The sequence below is a fragment of the Sulfitobacter brevis genome (assembly GCF_900112755.1).
GTDB lineage: Bacteria > Pseudomonadota > Alphaproteobacteria > Rhodobacterales > Rhodobacteraceae > Sulfitobacter > Sulfitobacter brevis.
In genome coordinates, this window is sequence record NZ_FOMW01000003.1 from 258,501 (window position 1) to 280,124 (window position 21,624).

A 21,624-nucleotide genomic window follows, 5' to 3' on the forward strand; every position below is an offset into this window, starting at 1 on the left:
AACTATTCTCGGCATCTTAGCGGAATCGCTCCGCCACAATAAATCACAAGGATCCCCCGCCATGAAAATGACCACTGAAGAGGCCTTTGTCAAAGTTCTCCAGATGCACGGGATCGACAATGCGTTCGGGATCATCGGCTCTGCTATGATGCCAATATCGGACTTGTTTCCGGCGGCAGGGATCAAGTTTTTCGACGGCGCGCATGAGTGTAATTCCGGCATGATGGCCGATGGCTACACCCGCGCCTCGGGCAAGATGTCGATGATGGTGGCGCAGAACGGCCCCGGTATTACCAACTTTGTGACACCGGTCAAAACCGCCTATTGGAACCACACGCCGCTGTTGCTGGTCACCCCGCAGGCGGCGAATAAAACGATTGGTCAGGGTGGCTTCCAAGAGGTTGAGCAGATGGCGCTGTTCCGCGACATGGTCGCCTATCAGGAAGAGGTCCGCGACCCGTCGCGCATGGCCGAAACCCTCAATCGCGTGATCTTGCAAGCCAAACGTCATTCCGCGCCCGCGCAGATCAACATTCCGCGTGATTTCTGGACGCAGGTGATCGACATTGAGCTGCCCGCCATCGTGGAATTCGAGCGCCCCTCGGGCGGGGAAAACGCGGTCGATGCGGCGGCCAAGCTGCTCTCCGAGGCCAAATTCCCTGTCATGCTGAACGGCGCAGGCGTGGTGATCGGCGGCGCGATTCCGGCGTCGATGGCGCTGGCGGAGAGACTGGACGCGCCGGTATGCTGTGGCTACCAACACAACGATGCTTTCCCCGGCTCGCACCCGCTGTCGGTCGGGCCGCTCGGCTATAACGGCTCCAAGGCCGCGATGGAGCTGATCGCCAAGGCCGATGTGGTGCTGGCACTCGGCACTCGGTTGAACCCGTTTTCGACCCTGCCCGGTTATGGCATTGATTATTGGCCCAAGGACGCCAAGATCATTCAGGTCGACATGAATCCCGACCGGATCGGCCTGACCAAAAAGGTCGCCGTGGGCATAGTGGGCGACGCCAAGAAGGTCGCCGATGCGATCTTGGCCAAGCTAAGCGATAGCGCCGGTGATGCAGGCCGCACGGACCGCACCGCTTTGATCGCACAGACCAAATCTGCTTGGGCGCAGGAACTCACCTCGATGGATCACGAGGACGACGATCCGGGTACCACATGGAACGAACGCGCCCGCGACCGTGAGCCCGCCAAGATGTCGCCGCGCATGGCATGGCGTGCGATCCAGTCGGCACTGCCCAAGGATGCGATTATCAGCTCCGACATCGGCAACAACTGCGCCATCGGCAATGCCTATCCGATGTTTGAGGCAGGCCGCAAATACCTCGCGCCGGGTTTGTTCGGCCCCTGCGGCTATGGCTTCCCTGCCATCGTCGGTGCCAAGATCGCTTGCCCCGATGTGCCGGTTGTCGGCTTTGCGGGCGATGGCGCCTTTGGCATTTCAATGAACGAGATGGTGTCGGTCTCCCGCGAGGATTGGCCCGCGATCACCATGGTCATTTTCCGCAACTACCAATGGGGCGCGGAAAAGCGCAACACGACGCTGTGGTTCGAGGATAATTTCGTCGGCACCGAACTGGCGCAGGACGTGAACTACGCCCAGATCGCCACGGCCTGCGGCGTCGAGGGCGTGCAGGTCACCACGATGCAGGACCTGACTGCTGCGCTCGACAAGGCGGTAAAGGCACAGATGAGCGAAGGCAAAACCACCTTTATCGAGATCTTGCTCAATCAGGAACTGGGTGAGCCGTTCCGCCGCGATGCGATGAAAAAGCCGGTAAGTGTAGCTGGAATCAGCAAGGACGACATGCGCCCGCAGAATGTCTAAGCCGAAACAGCCAGACGGGCCCGTGTTGGTTGTCAACGCGGGCTCCTCCTCGATCAAAACCGCGCTTTTCGGCAGCAGCTTGCGTGAGTTGTTGCGCATTGAGGCGACCGGCATCGGCGATGACGAGGAAGGGCGTATCACCTGCGCTGGTGAAAGCCGCGATATGGCGTTGTGCGACCATACAGCAGCGCTCACCGAAATCCTCTCGGCGATGGTTGCATATGGCGTGGCAGTCGGCGATCTGAGCGCCGCGGCACACCGTGTGGTGCACGGCGGGCCGGACCTGTCGCGCAGCCTGCGGATCACCCCGCAGGTGCGGGGAAAGATCGCCGCCTGCATTCCGCTGGCCCCGCTGCATAACCCGCATAACCTCGCCGCGATTGACGCGATCACCGCCGCCATGCCCGACCTGCCGCAATGCGCGAGCTTTGACACGGCATTTCACGCCACCAATCCGCCCGTTGCCTACCGCTATGCCCTGCCCGGCACGCCCGAGACGGCAGGGCTGCGTCGCTATGGGTTCCACGGCATCAGCTACGGCGCGATGGTGCAAAACTGGAAGGAGGTGACCGGTGCGCCGCTGCCAAATCGCCTTTTGGCAATGCATCTCGGCAATGGCGCTTCGCTTTGCGCAATCCACAAAGGTCGGTCGGTTGCCACAACCATGGGGTTCTCTCCGCTTGGAGGGCTGACCATGGGCACCCGCGTCGGCGAGATCGATGCAGGCGCGGTGCTCCACCTTGCCCGCCAGATCGGCATCGACGCAGCCGAGGACCTGCTGCAAACGCGCGCTGGCCTGCTGGGCCTATCGGGGATCAGCGCCGATATGCGGCGCGTTCAAGCCGCCGCCACCCCCGCCGCCACTTTCGCCCGCGACCACGTTTGCTATTGGATCACGCGGCAGGCCGGATCGATGATTTCGGCCATGGGCGGGCTGGATGGCATCGCTTTCACTGGCGGCATCGGCGAAAATGATACCGCAATGCGGAAGGAGGTTCTTGCAAACCTGCTCTGGACGGGAAATGTTCCCAGTTGGGTGATCCCTGCCGCCGAAGAACGGCATATCGCCGAACAGGCTCTTATCGCGCTCAAGGAGGCACCGCAGCCATGACGCAGCACCAACCAAAGCTCGATCTCTCGCCGAAAGTTTCGGACGAGATTCGCAAGACCACCTGCTATATGTGTGCCTGCCGCTGCGGGATCGACGTGCATCTCAAGGACGGCAAGGTCGCTTATATCGAGGGCAACCGCGACCATCCGGTGAACAGTGGTGTGCTTTGTGCCAAAGGGTCTGCGGGCATCATGCAGCACAACGCACCCGCCCGCTTGCGCGCGCCACTGAAGCGCGTGGGCCCGCGCGGCTCTGGCGAGTTCGAGGAGATCAGCTGGGACGAGGCTTATGACATTGCTGTCAGCTGGCTGGAGCCGATCCGCAACACCAACCCCGAAAAGCTGGCCTTTTTCACCGGGCGCGACCAGTCGCAATCCTTCACCAGTCTCTGGGCGCAGGCCTTTGGCACTCCAAATTACGCGGCGCACGGCGGTTTTTGTTCGGTCAACATGGCGACGGCTGGCATTTACACCATGGGAGGATCGTTTTGGGAGTTCGGCCAGCCGGATTGGGATCATACCAAGCTTTTCATGCTCTTCGGTGTTGCCGAAGACCACGACAGCAACCCGATCAAGATGGGTTTGGGTAAGCTGAAGAAACGCGGCGCGCGGGTCATCGGGGTGAACCCGATCCGCACCGGCTATAACGCAATTGCCGATGATTGGGTCGGCATCACGCCGGGCACCGACGGGCTGCTTATCCTGTCGATGATCCATTGCCTGATGAAGGCGGGCAAGATCGACCTGACCTATCTGGCGCAATACACCGACGCGCCCGTGCTGCTGAACTGCGATGAGAAATCGCCCGATTTTGGCCTGTTCCTGCGCGACGAGAATGGCAAGGAACTGGTGATCGACCGGGTAACCGGCAAGCCCACCGCCTTCGATCAACCCGGCGTGAAACCCGATCTCTCCGCCACCTACCGCAACAAGGGCATTACCCACCGCCCGGTTTTCCACCAGATGGCCGAGAAATACCTCTCCGACGCATACACCCCCGAAGCCGTGGCCGAGCGCTGCGGCATTCCTGCCGCCCGCATCCGCGCCATCGCCGCCGAAATCGCCCGCGTCGCTTTTGAAGAGGCGATCGAGCTTGACCATCCATGGACCGACTTCCGCGGCGAGACGCACAAGACGATGACAGGCCGCCCTGTCTCCTTCCACGCGATGCGCGGTATCAGCGCCCATGCCAACGGCTTCCAAACCTGCCGTGCGCTGCATGTGCTGCAAATCATCCTCGGCACGGTCGAGGTACCGGGTGGCTTCCGCTTCAAACCACCCTACCCCAAGCCTGCCAAGGTCCACCCCAAACCGCATGTCGGTGTGAATGCCGGTGCGCCGCTGAACGGCCCGCATCTCGGCTTTGTCCACGGCCCCGAAGACCTCGCCCTCAAGGACGACGGCACACCTGCGCGGATCGACAAGGCCTTCACATGGGAAAACCCGATGTCCAGCCACGGGCTGATGCATATGGTGATCTCCAATGCCCACGCCGGTGATCCCTACAAGATCGACACGCTTTTCATGTATATGGCCAATATGTCATGGAACTCTTCGATGAATTCCGGCGGCGTGATGGAAATGCTGACCGACACCGATGAAAACGGCGACTATGTGATCCCCCGCATCATCTACTCCGACGCCTATTCCTCCGAAATGGTCGCCTATGCTGACCTCATCCTGCCTGACACCACCTATCTCGAACGCCACGATTGCATCTCGCTGCTCGACCGCCCGATTTGCGAGGCTGACGCCGCCGCCGATGCGATCCGTTGGCCCGTGGTTGAGCCGGACCGTAACGTAAAAGGCTTTCAATCCGCGCTCTGCGACCTTGGTGCGCGGCTCGACCTGCCCGGGTTTGTGAACGAGGACGGCAGCCAGAAATATGCCGACTACGCCGATTACATCGTCAACCACCAGCGCCGCCCCGGCATCGGGCCGCTGGCAGGGTGGCGGATGGGGCCGAACGGTCTGCAATCAGGGCGCGGCGGCGTTAACGAAGGCCAACTCGACAATTACATCGCCAATGGCGGCTTCTTCATCGAGCACATTCCAGCGGGCGCGAATTACTACAAACCATGGAACCGCGCCTATCAGGACTGGGCGGTCAAGCTCGGCCTCTACGACGCGCCCCAGCCCTACCTTTTCAATCTCTACGTTGAGCCAATGCGCAAATTCCAGATCGCCGCCGAAGGCCACGGCGAACGCCAGCCCCCCGATCACCTGCGCGAACGGATCAAAGCCACGATGTCGCCGCTGCCGATCTGGTATGACGCCGATCAACACGGCAACGAAGGCTTCCCCGTCACCGCGCTCACCCAGCGGCCGATGGCGATGTACCACTCATGGGGTGGCCAGAACGCATGGCTGCGCCAGTTGCACGGCCACAACCCGATGTACCTGCCGAGCAAGCTGATGGCGCAACACAGCCTCACCGATGGCGACTGGGCCCGCATCACCTCACCACACGGCGAAATTACAGTGCCGGTCATGGAAATGGCCGCGCTAAACGAAAACACGATCTGGACGTGGAATGCCATCGGCAAGCGCAAGGGTACCTGGGCGCTTGAACACGATGCGCCGGAGGCCACCAAAGGCTTCCTGCTAAACCACCTGATCCACGAACTGCTGCCCCCCAAGGGCGACGGTCTTCGCTGGGCCAATTCCGATCCGATTACCGGCCAAGCCGCATGGTTTGACCTCAAGGTCCGCATCGAGAAAACCACCGCGCCAGCCGAGGCCAAGCCGGTCTATCCGCCCGTCACTTCCCCCGTTGGCACCGGCCCCAAAGAACTGGCATGGAAGGTCGGCAAATGATCCCTGCCCTTTTTGACCGTCAATATCCTACGCTTCGGGGCAGCGCCCCGCCCGTTTTCCCACAGGAGGACCGCCGATGACATCCCTCCCACAGTCAACCACCCGTAAGCTCGGCCTTGTGATCGACCTTGATACCTGCGTCGGCTGCCATGCCTGCGTGATCTCTTGCAAAGGCTGGAACACCGAGAATTACGGCGCGCCGCTGTCAGATCAAAGCCCCTATGGCGCTGACCCCTCCGGCACCTTCCTCAACCGTGTCCACAGCTACGAGGTCCAGCCGCCCGAGGGTCAGGCCCAACTCGTCCACTTCCCCAAGTCCTGCCTGCACTGCGAAGACGCCCCTTGCGTTACCGTTTGCCCGACAGGCGCCAGCTACAAACGCGTCGAAGACGGCATCGTTCTGGTCAATGAAAGCGACTGTATCGGCTGCGGCCTTTGCGCATGGGCCTGCCCTTACGGCGCGCGCGAAATGGATCAGGTCGAAAAGGTGATGAAGAAATGCACCCTCTGCGTCGACCGGATCTATAACGAGAATATTCCCGAAGTAGACCGCATCCCGACTTGCGTGCGCACCTGCCCCGCCGGTGCGCGGCATTTTGGCGATCTCGGCGATCCTGACAGCGATGTAAGCGTGCTTGTGGCAGAGCGTGGCGGTATGGACCTGATGCCCGAACAAGGCACCAAGCCGGTCAACAAATACCTGCCCCCGCGCCCAAAAGACACTTTGGGCGACATTGACATACTTGCCCCCTTTCTTGCCCCGATCGACGCGGAGCCAAAAGGTTTCCTTGGCTGGCTCGACAAGGCGCTGGAGAAACTCTGATGCACCCCGCACCTTCCGTTATCATCTTCTCGACCTTTTCAGGGCTGGGCTTCGGCCTTCTGGCATGGCTCGGCATCGGCCTGCCCGCCGTGACCGGCTGGGTCGCCTTTGTGTTCTATGTCATCGCCTATCTGCTGGCGGTCGGCGGGCTGATCGCCTCGACCTTCCACCTCGGCCACCCCGAAAGGGCGCTCAAGGCCTTTACCCAATGGCGCACAAGCTGGCTCTCGCGCGAAGGCTGGCTCGCGGTTCTGGCCCTGTTGGTCATGGCGGTCCATGGCGCTGGTCTGGTGTTTTTCGATCAGCACTGGTGGCCGGTCGGGTTGATCGGTGCGGCGCTTTCACTGGGCGCGGTGTTCAGCACATCGATGATCTACGCCCAGCTAAAAGCGATCCCGCGCTGGCATCAAAAGCTGACCCCCGTCAACTTCCTATCGCTCAGCATCGCGGGCGGGGCATTGCTGGCCGGACAGGTCACTTGGGCCATCGTGCTGCTACTCGTCGCGGGGGCCGTGCAGTTGGCGACATGGCTGATCGGTGATGGTGCATTCGCCCGATCCGGCACCAACATGGCCAGCGCGACACGGCTTGGCACTATCGGCAAGGTACGCGCCTTCGAGCCACCCCATACCGGCACCAACTATCTGCTGCGCGAATTTGTCTATGTGATTGGCCGCAAACACAGCTTCAAGCTACGGATCATCGCGATCATGCTGATGGCGGTGGTGCCGGTGATATTGTTGCTTTTGCCATTCCACCACATCGAAGCGCTGCTCGCAGTGCTGTCGCATCTCGCAGGTGTGCTTGCCGCCCGCTGGCTCTTCTTTGCAGAAGCGGAGCATGTTGTCGGTCTCTACTACGGCAAACGATAACGCGCGCCACAATGGGCGCGCGTTAGACGTATAACAATAGCTTGGCCCGTAAACGTCGCTTAGTTCATCAAACCTGCATGGCGCAGACCGTTATCGACCAGCGCCTTGGCGCGGTCGGTTAGCCCGACATGCGGCAAGCGCACCTCTTCTGAGCACAGGTCCAGCCGCGACATCGCGTATTTCACACCGACAAGCCCGGGCTCGGCAAAAATTGCCTGATGCAAGGGCATCAACCGGTCCTGAATTTCAAGTGCCGCCGCATAATCACCCGCCGTGCAGGCCGCTTGCATCTTCGCCAGCAACTTCGGCGCGACGTTTGCGGTGACCGAAATACAGCCAACACCACCTTGGGCGTTAAAGCCATGCGCCGTCGCGTCTTCACCGGAAAGCTGGATGAAATCCTTGCCACAGGTGATCCGCTGGGCGCTGACCCGCGAAACATCCGCTGTCGCATCCTTGACGCCGACGATACGCGGCAGCTTCGCCAACTCACCCATAGTGTCAGGGCTCATATCGACCATCGACCGGGGTGGAATGTTGTAGATGATGATCGGCAGGTCACAGCAGTCATGGACGGCGGTAAAATGCGCCACCATGCCGCGCTGGGTCGGCTTGTTGTAATAGGGCGTCACCACCAACAGCCCATCAGCGCCGACTTTTTCGGCGTGTTGGGCAAGGCGGATGCTTTCAACCGTATTGTTCGATCCGGCACCGGCAATTACGGGCACACGGCCTGCTGCAGCCTTCACCACTTCCTCAACCACAATCTCGTGCTCGCGGTGGGTCAGGGTCGGCGATTCGCCGGTCGTGCCCACCGGCACCAAACCGTTAGAGCCTTCGGCAATGTGCCAATCAACGAGTTTCTTCAGCGTTTCCAAATCCAGCTCGCCGTTTTGAAACGGCGTGACGAGTGCAGGCATCGAGCCTTTGAACATATGCACGCTCCTTTTTTGCGCTGGCCGGGGGAAACCGGTCGATTGCTGCCGATGTGTAAAAATCTAAGTTGTTTACACTACTGTAAGGCTTATGTTGCAAGGCTCTAGCCTCTGACACATGGGAAATGCAAGTCATGACACGCGTTCTGACCGCCCTTCTGCTCGTTTTTGCCATGGCGTTGCCCGCCAGTGCGCAACGTCCCCGCCCCTTGGGTTGGGCGATGGATGCGATGCGTTCCGGCAACTGGGAAACTGCCGCGATGATTGCACAGCGCGACGGTCCGGTGGCAGTTGATGTCATCGAATGGCACCGCCTGCGGGCTGGTGGCGGCTCCTACGGGGACGTCCGCGCGTTTCTTGACCGCCGCCCCGACTGGCCGGGCGAGGATTTCCTGCGCAAGCGGGCCGAAGATATGGTCGCCGATCAGGATGATCCGGCGATTCTTGCCTTTTTCGCCGAGATGCCGCCCCAGACCCCGAGCGGCGTTTTGGCTCATACCGCCGCGCTAACCCGTACGGGGAAGAAAGGCGAGGCAGAGGCTGATCTGGTTCTGGCATGGCGCACGATGCCGATGAACACTACCTCGCAAGCACGGTTTCTGGCCGAACACGCGGCTTTGTTGAAACCACACCATCGCGCACGCTTGGATGAGATGCTCTGGCAGGGTGAACATAGCGAAGCCCGCCAAATGTTTGATCTGGTCAGCAAGGAAGACGTGGCTTTGGCCGAAACCCGCATTGCGCTGCAAAAGCGCGAGGGCAATGTGAACGCAATGATCGCCGCTCTACCTGCCAGCAAAGCGGGCGATGCCGGACTGGCCCATGCCCGCTTTGAATGGCGTGTGCGCAAGGGCCTTTGGGACGATGCGAAATCGCTGTTGCTTGAACGGTCAACCACTGCTGAGAATTTGGGCCAGCCGGGCGCATGGTCCAACCGCCGCCGCGCCATGGCCCGCGACGAAATGCGCGATGGCAACTATGAGACCGCTTACAAGATCGCCTCGCGGCACTTTCTCACCGAGGGCTCGGACTTTGCCGATCTTGAGTGGCTGTCTGGCTATCTCGCCCTGCGCTTTCTCAAGGACCCCGAACTCGCGCTGAAACACTTCATGGCCCATGACGGCGCTGTTGAATCGCCAATCAGCCAAGGCCGCGCCGGATACTGGCGCGGACGCGCCCGTGAAGCGATGGGCGATACCGAAGGTGCTGCCAAAGCCTATGCCATGGGCGCCCAGTTCCAGACCGCGTTTTACGGGCTGCTCGCCGCAGAACGGGGCGGCCTGCCGTTTGACGAAAGCCTCAAAGGTGACAAACCCAAACGCGACTGGCGCACCTCGCCGCTGGCGCGCGCACCGCTGTTTGAGGCGGGCATGTTGCTGCAAGCCTCGGGCGAGCTGGACGTAGCGAAACGGTTCTGGACCCACCTCGCGGGCCAGTTGCTCAGCGATGATTTGGAGCTTTTGGGTCAGGCCGCGATTGACGTAGGTCAGCCACATCTGGCCGTGATGATCGGCAAGCGGGCCGCACAGCGTGGGCTGACCGTCGCCGCGCCCTATTACCCGCTGCATTCACTGGTCAAAATGGACCTGCCGATGGCGACCGAGATGACCTTGGCGATTGCGCGGCGCGAAAGTGAATTTAATCCCATTGTCCAAAGCGGCGTGGGCGCGCGGGGCTTGATGCAGGTGATGCCCGGCACTGCCAAGGACGTCGCCCGTGATTTGGGCATCAGTGCCCTGCACAGCACGGACCGGCTGACCGCTGATCCTGACTACAACGCCAAGCTCGGCGCGACGTATCTAAGCCAGATGGCCGGTCGTTTTGACGGCAACGTGGCGATGATGGCTGCGGCCTATAACGCGGGGCCCGGTCGCCCGAACCGGTGGGTAAAGGATTACGGCGATCCGCGCAAAGGCGAGATTGATATCGTCGATTGGGTCGAAATGATCCCGTTCCGCGAGACGCAAAACTACATCATGCGCGTCACCGAGAGCCTGCCGGTCTACCGCGCTCGGCTGGGAAAAGATCCGCTGCCGGTGCCGTTTTCGCAGGAGTTAACCGGTACGACGCTGAAGGCGTTCGCGCCAAAAAGTAAATAGCCCCGCCGCCACGATCAGCCCTGCGCCGATGGCAACATTGGTCTCGATATCCTCGCCAAAGACCGACACGCCGATGATGCCAGCAAAGACCAGTTGCAGATAGGCGAAGGGCTGCACGGCGCTGGCCTCGGCGACCTCGTAGCATCGGATCAGCAGCCAATGCCCCGTCACGCCAGTGATGCACAGACAGCCCATTACGATCCAGTCAGGGCCGGTCATCGGCTGCCAAAACCAGATGCCCGCCGCCGTCATGGCCACGGATCCGGTGACACCGGTCCAGAAAAAGCTGGTGGCCGAAGAATCCTTTCGCGCCACAAAACGGGTCAACAGTCCGTAAATCGCGAACATCGCCGCTGCCAACAGCGGAATGATTGCAGCGGGGTCGAAGACCTTCATGCCCGGTTGCAGAATGATCAGTACGCCAATGAACCCCACACCGATCGCCGCCCACCTGCGCCAGCCGACACTTTCGCCCAACACCGGCCCCGACAGCGCCGCGACCAACAGCGGATAGCAGGTAAAGACCGCATGGCTTTCCACCAGCCCTAGGATGGTAAAGGAGATCACCATCACGCAAATCTCGGCGGCCAGCAGCAGCCCGCGCACGGTTTGCAACAGTGGTTGGGATGTCTGTGCCGCGGCCCTGATCCCGCCCGCCTTGCGCCGTGCAATCGCGATCACGAAGGCGGCGAAGAACCAATAGCGGATCATCACCACCATCAGCACATTGTATTCGCTGGCCAGATGGCGCGACAACCCGTCCTGCACGGCAAACACAAAGGTGGTCGCGATCATCAGAATGATGCCCAGCGGGATGTTGTTGGACTGGCTCACTGCGGCATCCTTGCACGGGTCATGTGGCGCTTGCGGCCATAGCCGCCGACGCGCGTTACGTCAAAACCCGCATCCGCCAACCCGCGCCGCACATGCCCCGCGGCAGTATAGGTCGCGGCGGTCCCATCGGGTGCGGTATGGGCGGCAACCTCGGCCATCAACTCAGGCGCCCAGAGTTCGGGGTTCTTGGCAGGCGAGAACCCGTCCAGAAACCATGCGTCCGCTTGCCCCGGCCACGCAGGCAGACTGGTACGGGCATCTCCGGCAATGACCTCAAGCCGCAAGCCCGGCAGGTCAAAAACGCCGCCCGCCCCGCCCCAGGCAGCGCCGAGCAAATCGCGCTTGCCGTTAAATTCGGGGAAGCTCGTGTGGGCTTGCCGCATGTCCTCGGGCGCCATCGGAAACGCCTCGAAGCTGGTGAAGTGCAACGGGCCCAGCATCCCTGACCGTGTCCAACAGTCCCAAGCCACCAACAGGTTCAATCCGGTGCCAAAGCCCAACTCGGCTATCTGGAAGCCCGCGCGAAAACGGGAGGGCAGATCATTCCCCGCGAGGAAAACATGCTCGGTTTCGGCAACGCCGTTGTCTAGGCTGAAAAATGGGTCATCAAACCGGGTCGAGACAGGCACGCCGCCCTCCCGCCACGTCAGTTTATCGGTCTGGTTCTGCACGCGCGCACCTAGTAAGCCCTTGTCGCGCAGACACTGCGCAAAGGAGCACACATTGGCAATGGCCGATATCACCATACGCGGGGCCGGTATTTTCGGCCTGAGCATCGCTTGGGCCTGCGTCCAGCGCGGCGCACGGGTGCGCGTCATTGATCCCAATGGTCCGGCCGCAGGCAGCAGCGGTGGCGTCGTCGGTGCCTTGGCCCCGCATGTGCCCGAAAACTGGAACCCCAAGAAGGCATTTCAGCTTGAAAGCCTCCTGATGGCGCCGGCGTTCTGGGCCGAGATCGAGGCGGTGGGCGGTGGCATATCGGGCTATGCGCCGTCAGGTCGATTGCAGCCTGTGGCCGACGATCACGCCCTGAGCCTTGCGCATCAACGCAGCGCCGCTGCTGCCGATCTGTGGCAGGGCCGCGCCACGTGGCAGGTGGTGCCAGCTTCAAGCGACGCTTGGGCGCCAGAAAGCCCGACAGGCTGGCTGGTGCATGACACCTTGAGCGCGCTGATCCATCCGCGGGCCGCCTGTGATGCAATGGTCAAGGCGCTCGCGGTGACAGGGGTTGAGGTCGTGGCCGAGGGCGAGGATCAAGGTCGCACGGTCTGGGCGACTGGCGCTGCAGGTCTGGAAGAGCTCAACAGCCAATTCCCACGCCAGATCGGGGCTGGTATTAAGGGCCAAGCGGCAGTGCTGGCCTATGACGCGCGGGGCTTGCCGCAGTTGTTCGGCCAAGGCGTTCATATGATCCCCCATACCAACGGAACCGTGGCTGTCGGCTCCACCACCGAGCGCGAATATTCCGCACCCTACGACACCGACCAACAGCTAGATGCGGTTATCGCGGCGGCGCGGGCCGCTGTGCCGGCTTTGCGTGATGCGCCAGTGATTGAACGCTGGGCGGGGGTGCGCCCGCGCAGCCGCAGCCGCGCGCCAATGTTGGGCGTATGGCCAGACCGACCCGATCAGTTCATCGCTAACGGCGGTTTCAAGATCGGGTTTGGCATGGCACCAAAGGTTGCTGAGGTGATGGCTGATTTAGTATTGGAAGGGCATGACCGAATACCGGACGGGTTCCGATTTAGCGATAATCTCTGAGCCTTACTTGGCCCGAGTACAGCCAGGCAGGCGAAAGTGTTTAAAACGCAAACAGCCCCGACCAAAGGCCGGGGCTGTTTTTTACATCTTGCAGTGCCGGACGGTTTAGGCGTTCGGCAGGATCACGATCTCGACGCGGCGGTTTTGCGCTTTGCCCGAGGCGTTCAGGTTGCTGGCGACAGGCTGGCTTTCGCCGCGGCCCATGGCCCGCACCCGCGAGGATGGCACACCGTCAGCAATCAGGATGTTCGCAACCGCGTTGGCGCGGCCTTCAGAGAGCTGCTGGTTGTAAGAAGCAGCGCCGTCACTGTCTGTGTGGCCAATGACCTGCAGCGTGGAGTTGGAGTAAACATTGACGTTGTTCGCCAACGCCCGCAGGTCGTCGCGCAGGCCCGGTTGAACGGATGTGCTGTCGGTGGCGAACAGGATATCCTGTGGCAGGGTCACGATCAGACGATCACCGGTGTTGGTGATGATGACGTTGCTATCAAGCTGGCGGCGCAGGTCGGCTTCTTGCTTGTCGAGGGAATAACCCACGCCAGCGCCCAAAGCCCCGCCCAAAACGGCACCCTTAAGGGCCGCATCGCCACGGTTGCCGTCGCCCGCCGAAAGCGCGCCTATAACCGCACCAGCACCGGCACCAATCAATGCGCCGTTTTTGGTTTTCTGGTTCGGATCGCTGGGGCCAGCGCCAATTGGACCAGTTGTTGTGCAAGCGCCGAGCGCAAGTGTGCCAGCCAGAACGGTGGCCAGAGTCATTTTTGTAGTAATCATATCTACTGCCTTCATGTTTACGGGCCCCGTTCGGGCAGGGCATCATTGTACCAACGCGGTATATTGGGATTGGGTTTCACATAAAACAGATGATTTGAAAAAATCGGCGGAAACCCGCCTTATGGGCAGGCTAAGGGGGAGGCCCGTTCATGCCTCGGCGCGGGCGGTTTCAAAGGCCAGCATCGCGCGTTTGACGGGTAAACCCCAATGGTAGCCCCCGAGCGCGCCCGATTTGCGCAGCGCACGGTGGCAAGGGATCAACCATGACACGGGGTTGCGCCCGACAGCAGTCCCCACCGCGCGCACGGCTTTCGGGCTGCCGATGGCCTGGGCGATTTCTGAATAAGTAGTGACCTGCCCCGAAGGGATCGACAAGAGCGCTTCCCAGACTTTGATCTGGAAGGGTGCCCCGATCATATAAAGCGGCGCTTTGTCAGAAGGGCTGTCTTGCAGGCCAAAGGCCGTGCGCACCCAAGGGGCCAGTCGTGCGGGGTCTTCTACATAGGTCGCAGAGGGCCAGCGCGACGTGAGGTCTAGCATCGCGGCGGCGTCGCCCATTTCATCCGCCAGCCCCAGCCCGCAGATGCCCTTCTCGGTACCCATCACCAATGCCTTTCCGAACGGGCTGTCAAACCAGCCCCAACTGATCGTCAGCCCCGCCCCCTTGCGGGCAAAGTCGCCGGGGCTCATCGCCTCCCAACGCAAGAACAGATCATGCAGCCGCCCCGTCCCCGAGAGGCCCAACTCATGCGCGGCCTCCAGCGTGGTGAACCTGTCGCGCATCAGGGTGCGGGCGTGATCAATCGCGAGATATTGCTGGTACCGCTTCGGCGAGACCCCCACCCAGCGCGAAAACAAGCGCTGGAAATGCGCCGCAGACATGCCCATTTCGCTGGCAATCTGATCAAGCTGCAGCGGGTCTTCGGCGCCATCAATCACGGCAATCGCACGGCGCATCACGCGGTAATGATAGCCAGCTTCGTTGTCGGTTGGCAGGGCGGGTATGGCGGATATCTGTGTCATGAGATCAATCTAGGCCCCCCGCAGCCCTGACGCGACCCGTTTCTTGCGCCTTTTTCGCGTGCCCGCCTTGCCCTAGCCACAGCGATTGCCCATACCCCAGAGCATGGCAAAACAGCTCGACTATCATACCCTGCGCGAAATATTCACGCGCTTTCAGGAAATGGACCCCGCCCCCGAGGGCGAGCTGGAACATGTGAACGCCTATACGTTGGTGGTCGCCGTGGCGCTGAGTGCGCAGGCCACCGATGCAGGGGTGAACAAAGCCACCCGCGGGCTGTTTGCCGTGGCCGACACACCGCAGAAAATGCTCGACCTCGGGATTGATGCGGTCACCGAGCATATCAAAACCATCGGGTTGTTCCGGCAAAAAGCCAAGAACGTCATGAAAATGAGCCAAATTCTCGTCGAAGAATTTGGTGGCGAGGTGCCCAACTCACGCGCGGCGTTGCAATCGCTGCCCGGTGTCGGGCGTAAAACCGCAAATGTGGTTCTCAACATGTGGTGGAACTATCCCGCGCAGGCTGTCGATACCCATATCTATCGCGTCGGCAACCGCACCGGCATCGCACCGGGCAAAAACGTCGACGTGGTCGAACGCGCCATCGAAGACCATATTCCTGCTGACTTCCAGCATCATGCACATCACTGGCTGATCTTGCATGGCCGCTATACCTGCACCGCACGCAAACCGCTGTGCCGCACCTGCATCATCCGCGACCTTTGCCCCTATGAGGATAAAACAGAATGACGACTTACGAATTGGTTGGCATCGGTAACGCCGTTGTCGATGTAATCTCGCACGCCGATGACAGCTTTCTTGACCTGATGGGCATCGAAAAAGGCATCATGCAATTGATCGAACGGGAGCGCGGCGAGGTGCTCTACGGCGCGATGAAAGACCGGCTGCAGACACCCGGCGGATCGGTGGCAAACACGGTGGCAGGCGCAGGTGCGCTGGGGCTAAAAACGGCCTTCATCGGTCGGGTACGCGATGACGCGTTGGGGCAGTTCTACGCCAAGGCGATGACCGATATCAGCATTGATTTCGTCAATGCGCCGATCTCTGGCGGCGAAAACCCCACCTCGCGCTGCATGATTTTTGTGACGCCAGACGGGGAACGTTCGCTGAATACCTATCTGGGCATCTCCACGGGTCTTACATCTGAGGACGTGCCGCAGGCGGTGACCTCCAAGGCCAAGCTGATGTTTCTCGAAGGCTACCTTTTTGATCATGACGCAGGCAAATCTGCTTTCCGGGAAGCCGCACGCGCAGCCACTGCAGGCGGCGGTATGGCAGGCATCGCCATTTCCGATCCTTTCTGTGTCGAGCGCCACCGCGACGACTTCCTTGCCCTTATCCAGAACGATCTAGGCTTTGTCATTGGCAACGAAGCCGAAATCCGCGCCCTTTGGGAGACGGATGATACCGAAGCCGCGCTGGTCAAAACTGCCGAGATTTGCCCGCTGGTTGTTTGCACCCGTTCCGGCGACGGGGTGACATTGATCCGTGGCGAGGAGCGCGTTGATGTGCCGGTGACACGGATCGTGCCCGTTGACGCCACCGGCGCGGGCGACCAGTTTGCCGCAGGTTTCCTTTATGGGCTGGCAACGGGCCGTGATCTGGAGACTTGCGGGCGCATGGGGAATATCTGTGCGGCGGAAGTCATCAGCCACATCGGCCCCCGGCCCGAGACCGACATCATGGCGTTGTTCAAAGCGCAAGGGCTGGTGTGACACAAATGTTAGCTGACGGATTTCACAAAGTGCCACTGGGTAAGGTCGCGACGGTGGTCACCCACCTCGAAATGCAGGCCGCGGCACCGTTGCGGCCAGTTGCCCTGCCCGACGGGCTGGAACTGCGACAGGTTACCCCCGACCTCGACTGGTACCGCGATATCTTTACCCGTGTCGGCGGGCAGGATTGGCTGTGGTTTGGACGGCTGGCGATGGCAGACGAAAAGCTACAGGCGATACTCGATGATCCCAAAGTCACTTTCCACACTCTGAGCCGTGGCGGGCGAGACGAGGCGCTGTTGGAGCTTGATTTCCGCACCCAAGGTGAATGTGAACTGGCCTATTTCGGGCTGACATCGGCCCTTATCGGTTCGGGCGCCGGGCGCTATTTGATGAACGAGGCGATCTCGATGGCGTGGGCGCAGCCGATCTCGAGCTTCCACGTTCATACCTGCACCTTTGACAGCCCGCAGGCAGTGGATTTCTACAAGCGCAGCGGCTTTACGCCCTATCAGCAAGAGATCGAGATTGCCGATGATCCGCGCCAGATCGGGCTACTGCCGGAAAATGCAGCACCGCACGTGCCTCTGTTGCGCGCCTAGGGCGCGTCGCAGGCGGCGCCGTTGAAACAGCCCAGCACCTTTTTCAGATCGGCGGCTGACGGATTGGTGAAGGCCCGCCCGCCGCAGGGGTTGATGCCCAGCGCATAGCTGCCCGCGTCGCGCTTCACAAAGGCCAGTGTCTCTTGCCCGTTGGCCACCGATCCGCACCACGGTCCATAGCAGGCGACCTCTAACATGACGGTATTTTCGAACGGCACGACGAAGCCAGATTTACTCATCGATTTGCCGATCAGTTTCGCGGGCACTTGGGTCATTTTCGCTGGCTTGCTGGTCCCGTGATTGTTGCGCGGCAACTTGCGTGGATCCAGCGTTAACCGCCCGCGCACCACCACGTAAGTCTCAGGCGCGGCATGCACCTCGTTAAAGGTCCGCTGAACCGATGGCGCGAGGCACGATAGCGCCGAGGCCTGTACGGGCAGCACAAGTGCCGCAAGCAAAACAACAAATCTTCTCATCATAAATACGCCTTGAACTCGGTTAAAACGGCCTCGTAAACCGCGCGCTTGAATGGCACGATTCCCGCGACCAACTGACCATGTGGCAACCATCGCCACTGGGAAAACTCGGGATGTTCGGTTTCGATATTCACCTGATCGTCACGGCCCTGAAACCGCATCAGATACCACTTCTGCTCCTGCCCGCGAAACCGACCCTTCCAGATGCGCGGCACCAGATCATGCGGCAGATCATAGGGCAGCCACGTCGCGGTCTCCGCCACCACCTCGACCAGATCACGCGCTACGCCGGTTTCTTCCTCCAGCTCGCGCAGGGCAGCCTCGGCCGGGTCCTCGTCCTTTTCAACCCCACCCTGCGGCATCTGCCAAGCGTCCTGATCACGGTCGCGGCGCTGGCCGACGAAAACCTCGCCTTCTGCATTGATCAGCATCACCCCGACACAGGGGCGGTACGGCAGTTTGGAAATATCTTCGGGGGTCATCGCAGGGGGTCTCCATCTCCGGCAGGGCGGCCGGCCCTGCGGTAGCAAAATCTGAGCCTTTCGATAGCATGAAACATCCCCGTGCGGAATGGCGCGGCGCAGCGCGCAAAACCTGCAGGCAAGAACCGGCCTGAGTCTGACATAGGTCCCGCCCGCCCTGAACCGCCACAGCGATTGACGCCGCGTTGTACGTGACTTGAGGCGCATCTAAGGTCATCCCTTAGCGAAACCGTTTTAGCCAGAGGTCCTTTATGTCCAACTATCCGCATATGCTTGCTCCGCTTGATCTGGGTTTCACTACGCTCAAAAACCGCGTGCTGATGGGGTCGATGCACACAGGGCTGGAGGAAACGCAGGATTGGAACCGCGTGGCGGAGTTTTACGCGACCCGCGCGCGCGGTGACGTGGGGCTGATGGTGACGGGCGGTATCGGTCCCAACCCCGAAGGCTCGGTCGCGCATGGCGCGGCGATGATGACCAGCCAAAAGGACATCGATAACCACAGCGTAATCACCCAGCGCGTCCATGAGGCGGGCGGCAAGATCTGTATGCAAATCCTGCACGCGGGCCGCTATGCTTTCACGCCCGAATGTGTCGCGCCCTCGGCGGTGAAGTCTCCGATCTCTATGTTCGCGCCTAAGGAGCTGGACGAAGAAGGTATCGAAAAGCAGATCGCCGATATCGCGGCCTGCGCCTTGCGCGCCAAACAGGCGGGCTATGACGGGGTCGAGGTGATGGGCTCCGAAGGTTATTTCCTCAACCAGTTTCTGGTTACCCACACCAACAAACGCACCGACCGTTGGGGCGGCTCGTACGAGAACCGGATGCGCCTGCCGATCGAGGTCGTGAAACGGGTCCGCGAGGCCGTCGGCGCGGAGTTCATCATCATCTACCGCCTGTCGATGATTGATCTGGTGCCCAATGGTTCGACCCATGCCGAAGTTGTGCAACTGGCGCAGGAAATCGAGAAAGCTGGTGCGACGATCATCAATACCGGTATTGGCTGGCATGAGGCACGTATCCCGACAATTTCCACCTCGGTGCCGCGCGCGGCCTTTGCTTGGGTGACGAAAAAGCTGATGGGCAAGGTCGGCATCCCGATCATCACTTCCAACCGCATCAATACACCGCAGGTCGCCGAAGAGCTGCTGGCCGATGGCTGCGCCGATATGGTCAGTCTTGCGCGGCCAATGCTGGCAGACGCCGATTTTGTCGCGAAGGCGATGGCCGGACACGCCGACCGGATCGCGCCTTGCATCGCCTGCAACCAGGCCTGCCTAGACCATACCTTTGGCGGCAAAATCTCCACCTGTCTGGTTAATCCGCGCGCCTGCTATGAGACCGAGTTGAAGATCGAAGCAACCGCAGCACCGAAAACCATCGCTGTTGTCGGCGCGGGGCCTGCAGGGCTTTCCGCCGCGATTACTGCCGCCGAGCGGGGCCATAGCGTCACCATCTTTGACCGCGCGTCCGAGATTGGCGGCCAGTTAAACCTCGCCAAACAGGTCGCGGGCAAGGAAGAGTTCTGGGGTTTCGTCGAGTGGTATCGCACCATGGTCGACCACCATGGCGTCACGGTGAAGCTCAATACCGAAGTCTCGGCCAATGATCTGGACGGCTTTGACGAAGTGATTATCGCGACCGGCGTGGTGCCTCGTGATCCGCAGATTCCGGGCCAGAACAGCGGCAAAGTGGTCAGCTATATCGATGTGCTGAAAGGCACTGTCGAGGTCGGCCAGCGGGTTGCGGTGATCGGCGCGGGCGGGATCGGCTTTGATGTGTCCGAGCATCTGGTCCACGACGGCGACAGCACCACGCTGAACCTGCCGGAATGGATGCGCGAATGGGGCGTCACTGACCCCGAAGAGCACCGCAGCGGGTTGGCTCCCGAAGGGCCGCAACCGCACAAACCTGCGCGTCAGATCACCATGCTGCAACGCAAGCCCACCAAAGTTGGCAAGGGTTTGGGCAAGACAACAGGTTGGATCCACCGCGCCTCCCTGACCATGAAAGAGGTCAAAATGATTGCGGGTGTGAACTATGAGAAAATTGATGCAGACGGCCTGCATATCAGCTTTGGCGAAGCACGCGAAAACCCGACGCTGATCGAGGCCGATACGATCGTACTTTGCGCAGGACAATTGTCGGACCGCTCGCTGGCTGATGCGCTGGAAGCCAAAGGCAAAACCTGCCACGTGATCGGTGGCGCAGATGTTGCGGCAGAACTCGACGCGAAACGCGCGATCAATCAAGGCACGCGACTGGCTGCCGCGCTCTGAGCACCGCTTGGCGGCAGATTTTAGGAGCGGCGCGACTGCATGTCAGCGGCGCCGGTTCTTGCCATTTGCGTCTTTGGCGGCAAAGACTGCCTTAGCCCCTGCGAGGACATCCCATGCCGATCTGCGTTTTTGATATTTTTCCTGACGGCACGACGACGGTGCCGACCGATACAGCGCTGACGGGTCCGGGCACCTACCGCTGGTGGCACTTCGATCTCACCGACCCGGAATTTCCGGCTTGGGTGCATGAACGGCTGCCGGCCATCCCCGCCGGATCGCTGTTGCAGAACGAAACCCGCCCGCGCTGTGACCGTTATGAAGACGGGCTGATGTTGAACCTGCGCGGCATCAACCTCAACGATGGCGCCGACGCGGACGAGATGATCTCGGCGCGGATGTGGGTGGACGGTAAGGTGGTAATCACCGTGCGCCGCCGCCGGATTTTTGCCATCGACGCGATTCGCCAACAAGCTGTCGCCGGGAATGCGCCGCACACGCCAGCGGCGTTTCTTGAGGCGCTGATCAGCAGGCTGACCGACCGCGTGCAGGAGCAGGTCGCCAAGATCGAAGAACTGGCCGACTATTACGAAGATGATCTGGAGAATAAAGACACCCCGCCGCCGCGCGATTTGCCGGATACGCGGCGCAGCGTTATCCGTCTCAAACGCTATATGGAGCCGCAGCGCGTGGCGCTGGCACGGTTGGCAGCATTCGATATTCCGCTGATTCCGACCGAGAGCCAGTTTCGGCTGCGCGAACTTGCCAACACTACCACCATCGCGGTCGAAGAACTTGATGCCCTGCGCGACCAGCTTGTTTCGATCCAGGATGAGCATGACGCAAATATCGCCCACCGACAGGCGCGCCACGGCTATGTGCTATCGATTGTCGCCGCGATCTTTTTACCGCTCGGCTTTTTGACAGGTCTGTTCGGAGTTAATATCGGCGGCATGCCGGGGCTCGATCATCCTTACGCTTTTGTCTACCTTTGTCTTTCGATGTTGGGGCTTGCGGTGTTCATGTTTGTCTTGCTGCGCTGGATGCGCTGGCTCTGAAACGCACATGGAAACACAGCGTTCTGCTGTTTCCATGCCCTTAACGATCCCTGCAAATACCTTGCTACTGTCCCATGGCTGCCCCCTTCCTGCCTGAATTGGCCGTCATCA

The 21,624-nt window shown here is 60.8% G+C and carries 19 protein-coding genes; 12 read left to right on the forward strand and 7 right to left on the reverse strand.

What is annotated here, in order from left to right; genetic code table 11:
- Positions 1–61: 61 nt before the first annotated feature.
- The 5 genes from xsc to BM174_RS05625 all read left to right on the forward strand — a co-directional run bounded on the left by xsc (position 62) and on the right by BM174_RS05625 (position 7,459).
- Positions 62–1,837: a sulfoacetaldehyde acetyltransferase gene (gene xsc / locus BM174_RS05605; protein ID WP_093922858.1), complete on the forward strand. Its 1,776-nt coding sequence runs from the start codon at positions 62–64 to the stop codon at positions 1,835–1,837.
- The gene (locus BM174_RS05610) at positions 1,830–2,948 is read left to right on the forward strand and encodes an acetate/propionate family kinase (protein WP_093922859.1); all 1,119 of its coding nucleotides are present in this window, start codon (positions 1,830–1,832) and stop codon (positions 2,946–2,948) included. Before xsc ends, BM174_RS05610 begins: the two co-directional genes overlap by 8 nt.
- Positions 2,945–5,764 carry a molybdopterin oxidoreductase family protein gene (locus BM174_RS05615; protein WP_093922860.1) on the forward strand — a complete coding sequence of 940 codons (2,820 nt, stop codon included), beginning with the start codon at positions 2,945–2,947 and terminating at the stop codon, positions 5,762–5,764. The genes BM174_RS05610 and BM174_RS05615 overlap by 4 nt, the downstream gene beginning before the upstream one ends.
- A gap of 76 nt (positions 5,765–5,840) precedes the next feature.
- On the forward strand, positions 5,841–6,587 hold the full coding sequence (locus BM174_RS05620; protein WP_093922861.1) for a 4Fe-4S dicluster domain-containing protein: 747 nt from the start codon (positions 5,841–5,843) through the stop codon (positions 6,585–6,587).
- Complete coding sequence (locus tag BM174_RS05625) at positions 6,587–7,459, forward strand: dimethyl sulfoxide reductase anchor subunit family protein (RefSeq protein WP_093922862.1); 873 nt, start codon at positions 6,587–6,589, stop codon at positions 7,457–7,459. Before BM174_RS05620 ends, BM174_RS05625 begins: the two co-directional genes overlap by 1 nt.
- Before the next feature lie 59 nt (positions 7,460–7,518).
- Here the strand turns inward: BM174_RS05625 and dapA are convergent, their stop codons facing one another.
- Positions 7,519–8,394 carry a 4-hydroxy-tetrahydrodipicolinate synthase gene (gene dapA / locus BM174_RS05630; protein WP_093922863.1) on the reverse strand — a complete coding sequence of 292 codons (876 nt, stop codon included), beginning with the start codon at positions 8,392–8,394 and terminating at the stop codon, positions 7,519–7,521.
- 125 nt (positions 8,395–8,519) lie between these two features.
- On the opposite strand from dapA, the gene BM174_RS05635 reads away from it, so the two are divergent.
- Positions 8,520–10,493: a lytic transglycosylase domain-containing protein gene (locus tag BM174_RS05635; protein ID WP_177209421.1), complete on the forward strand. Its 1,974-nt coding sequence runs from the start codon at positions 8,520–8,522 to the stop codon at positions 10,491–10,493.
- On the opposite strand, the gene BM174_RS05640 is transcribed toward BM174_RS05635, so the two are convergent.
- The gene (locus tag BM174_RS05640; RefSeq protein ID WP_281244838.1) at positions 10,449–11,327 is read right to left on the reverse strand and encodes a DMT family transporter; all 879 of its coding nucleotides are present in this window, start codon (positions 11,325–11,327) and stop codon (positions 10,449–10,451) included. The genes BM174_RS05635 and BM174_RS05640 overlap by 45 nt on opposite strands.
- Complete coding sequence (gene mnmC2, locus BM174_RS05645) at positions 11,324–11,998, reverse strand: tRNA (5-methylaminomethyl-2-thiouridine)(34)-methyltransferase MnmC2 (protein WP_093922864.1); 675 nt, start codon at positions 11,996–11,998, stop codon at positions 11,324–11,326. The genes BM174_RS05640 and mnmC2 overlap by 4 nt, the downstream gene beginning before the upstream one ends.
- 58 nt (positions 11,999–12,056) lie before the next feature.
- On the opposite strand from mnmC2, the gene BM174_RS05650 reads away from it, so the two are divergent.
- Positions 12,057–13,088: an NAD(P)/FAD-dependent oxidoreductase gene (locus BM174_RS05650; RefSeq protein WP_093922865.1), complete on the forward strand. Its 1,032-nt coding sequence runs from the start codon at positions 12,057–12,059 to the stop codon at positions 13,086–13,088.
- A 105-nt stretch (positions 13,089–13,193) separates the two neighbouring features.
- Here the strand turns inward: BM174_RS05650 and BM174_RS05655 are convergent, their stop codons facing one another.
- Together BM174_RS05655 and BM174_RS05660 are read right to left on the reverse strand one after the other, a co-directional pair.
- Positions 13,194–13,862 carry a YiaD family glycine zipper/OmpA-like lipoprotein gene (locus tag BM174_RS05655; RefSeq protein ID WP_093922866.1) on the reverse strand — a complete coding sequence of 223 codons (669 nt, stop codon included), beginning with the start codon at positions 13,860–13,862 and terminating at the stop codon, positions 13,194–13,196.
- A 147-nt stretch (positions 13,863–14,009) separates the two neighbouring features.
- Complete coding sequence (locus tag BM174_RS05660; RefSeq protein WP_093922867.1) at positions 14,010–14,885, reverse strand: methylated-DNA--[protein]-cysteine S-methyltransferase; 876 nt, start codon at positions 14,883–14,885, stop codon at positions 14,010–14,012.
- Between the two features lie 103 nt (positions 14,886–14,988).
- Here BM174_RS05660 and nth point away from each other — a divergent pair, with 103 nt between their 5' ends.
- The 3 genes from nth to BM174_RS05675 are packed head-to-tail and all read left to right on the forward strand — an operon-like array spanning position 14,989 to position 17,221.
- On the forward strand, positions 14,989–15,633 hold the full coding sequence (gene nth, locus BM174_RS05665; protein ID WP_093922868.1) for an endonuclease III: 645 nt from the start codon (positions 14,989–14,991) through the stop codon (positions 15,631–15,633).
- Positions 15,630–16,619, forward strand: coding sequence for an adenosine kinase (locus tag BM174_RS05670; RefSeq protein WP_093922869.1), 990 nt, complete (start codon positions 15,630–15,632; stop codon positions 16,617–16,619). Before nth ends, BM174_RS05670 begins: the two co-directional genes overlap by 4 nt.
- Before the next feature lie 5 nt (positions 16,620–16,624).
- On the forward strand, positions 16,625–17,221 hold the full coding sequence (locus tag BM174_RS05675; RefSeq protein ID WP_093922870.1) for a GNAT family protein: 597 nt from the start codon (positions 16,625–16,627) through the stop codon (positions 17,219–17,221).
- Here BM174_RS05675 and BM174_RS05680 read toward each other — a convergent pair.
- Entirely contained in the window at positions 17,218–17,700 is a 483-nt protein-coding gene (locus tag BM174_RS05680) for a hypothetical protein (protein ID WP_143092424.1), read from the reverse strand. The genes BM174_RS05675 and BM174_RS05680 overlap by 4 nt on opposite strands.
- A complete protein-coding gene (locus BM174_RS05685) occupies positions 17,697–18,179 on the reverse strand; it encodes an RNA pyrophosphohydrolase (RefSeq protein WP_093922872.1) in 483 nt (160 codons plus the stop codon). The genes BM174_RS05680 and BM174_RS05685 overlap by 4 nt, the downstream gene beginning before the upstream one ends.
- 251 nt (positions 18,180–18,430) lie before the next feature.
- Between BM174_RS05685 and BM174_RS05690 the strand changes: the two genes are divergently transcribed.
- Positions 18,431–20,458 (forward strand): NADPH-dependent 2,4-dienoyl-CoA reductase, encoded by a 2,028-nt coding sequence (locus BM174_RS05690; RefSeq protein WP_093922873.1) that lies wholly within the window; start codon positions 18,431–18,433, stop codon positions 20,456–20,458.
- A gap of 113 nt (positions 20,459–20,571) precedes the next feature.
- Positions 20,572–21,513 (forward strand): zinc transporter ZntB, encoded by a 942-nt coding sequence (locus BM174_RS05695; protein WP_093922874.1) that lies wholly within the window; start codon positions 20,572–20,574, stop codon positions 21,511–21,513.
- Positions 21,514–21,624: the final 111 nt, after the last annotated feature.

What these genes read in the sequence shown, in the direction of transcription:
- xsc (WP_093922858.1), top strand. Translation starts at nt 62, where the DNA reads ATGAAAATGACCACTGAAGAGGCCTTTGTCAAAGTTCTCCAGATGCAC.
- BM174_RS05635 (WP_177209421.1), top strand. Translation starts at nt 8,520, where the DNA reads ATGCAAGTCATGACACGCGTTCTGACCGCCCTTCTGCTCGTTTTTGCC.
- BM174_RS05680 (WP_143092424.1), bottom strand. Translation starts at nt 17,700, where the DNA reads ATGATGAGAAGATTTGTTGTTTTGCTTGCGGCACTTGTGCTGCCCGTA.
- BM174_RS05650 (WP_093922865.1), top strand. Translation starts at nt 12,057, where the DNA reads ATGGCCGATATCACCATACGCGGGGCCGGTATTTTCGGCCTGAGCATC.
- BM174_RS05620 (WP_093922861.1), top strand. Translation starts at nt 5,841, where the DNA reads ATGACATCCCTCCCACAGTCAACCACCCGTAAGCTCGGCCTTGTGATC.
- BM174_RS05660 (WP_093922867.1), bottom strand. Translation starts at nt 14,885, where the DNA reads ATGACACAGATATCCGCCATACCCGCCCTGCCAACCGACAACGAAGCT.
- BM174_RS05695 (WP_093922874.1), top strand. Translation starts at nt 20,572, where the DNA reads ATGCCGATCTGCGTTTTTGATATTTTTCCTGACGGCACGACGACGGTG.
- BM174_RS05610 (WP_093922859.1), top strand. Translation starts at nt 1,830, where the DNA reads ATGTCTAAGCCGAAACAGCCAGACGGGCCCGTGTTGGTTGTCAACGCG.
- BM174_RS05685 (WP_093922872.1), bottom strand. Translation starts at nt 18,179, where the DNA reads ATGACCCCCGAAGATATTTCCAAACTGCCGTACCGCCCCTGTGTCGGG.
- BM174_RS05615 (WP_093922860.1), top strand. Translation starts at nt 2,945, where the DNA reads ATGACGCAGCACCAACCAAAGCTCGATCTCTCGCCGAAAGTTTCGGAC.
- BM174_RS05690 (WP_093922873.1), top strand. Translation starts at nt 18,431, where the DNA reads ATGTCCAACTATCCGCATATGCTTGCTCCGCTTGATCTGGGTTTCACT.
- nth (WP_093922868.1), top strand. Translation starts at nt 14,989, where the DNA reads ATGGCAAAACAGCTCGACTATCATACCCTGCGCGAAATATTCACGCGC.
- BM174_RS05655 (WP_093922866.1), bottom strand. Translation starts at nt 13,862, where the DNA reads ATGATTACTACAAAAATGACTCTGGCCACCGTTCTGGCTGGCACACTT.
- BM174_RS05625 (WP_093922862.1), top strand. Translation starts at nt 6,587, where the DNA reads ATGCACCCCGCACCTTCCGTTATCATCTTCTCGACCTTTTCAGGGCTG.
- BM174_RS05670 (WP_093922869.1), top strand. Translation starts at nt 15,630, where the DNA reads ATGACGACTTACGAATTGGTTGGCATCGGTAACGCCGTTGTCGATGTA.
- dapA (WP_093922863.1), bottom strand. Translation starts at nt 8,394, where the DNA reads ATGTTCAAAGGCTCGATGCCTGCACTCGTCACGCCGTTTCAAAACGGC.
- BM174_RS05675 (WP_093922870.1), top strand. Translation starts at nt 16,625, where the DNA reads ATGTTAGCTGACGGATTTCACAAAGTGCCACTGGGTAAGGTCGCGACG.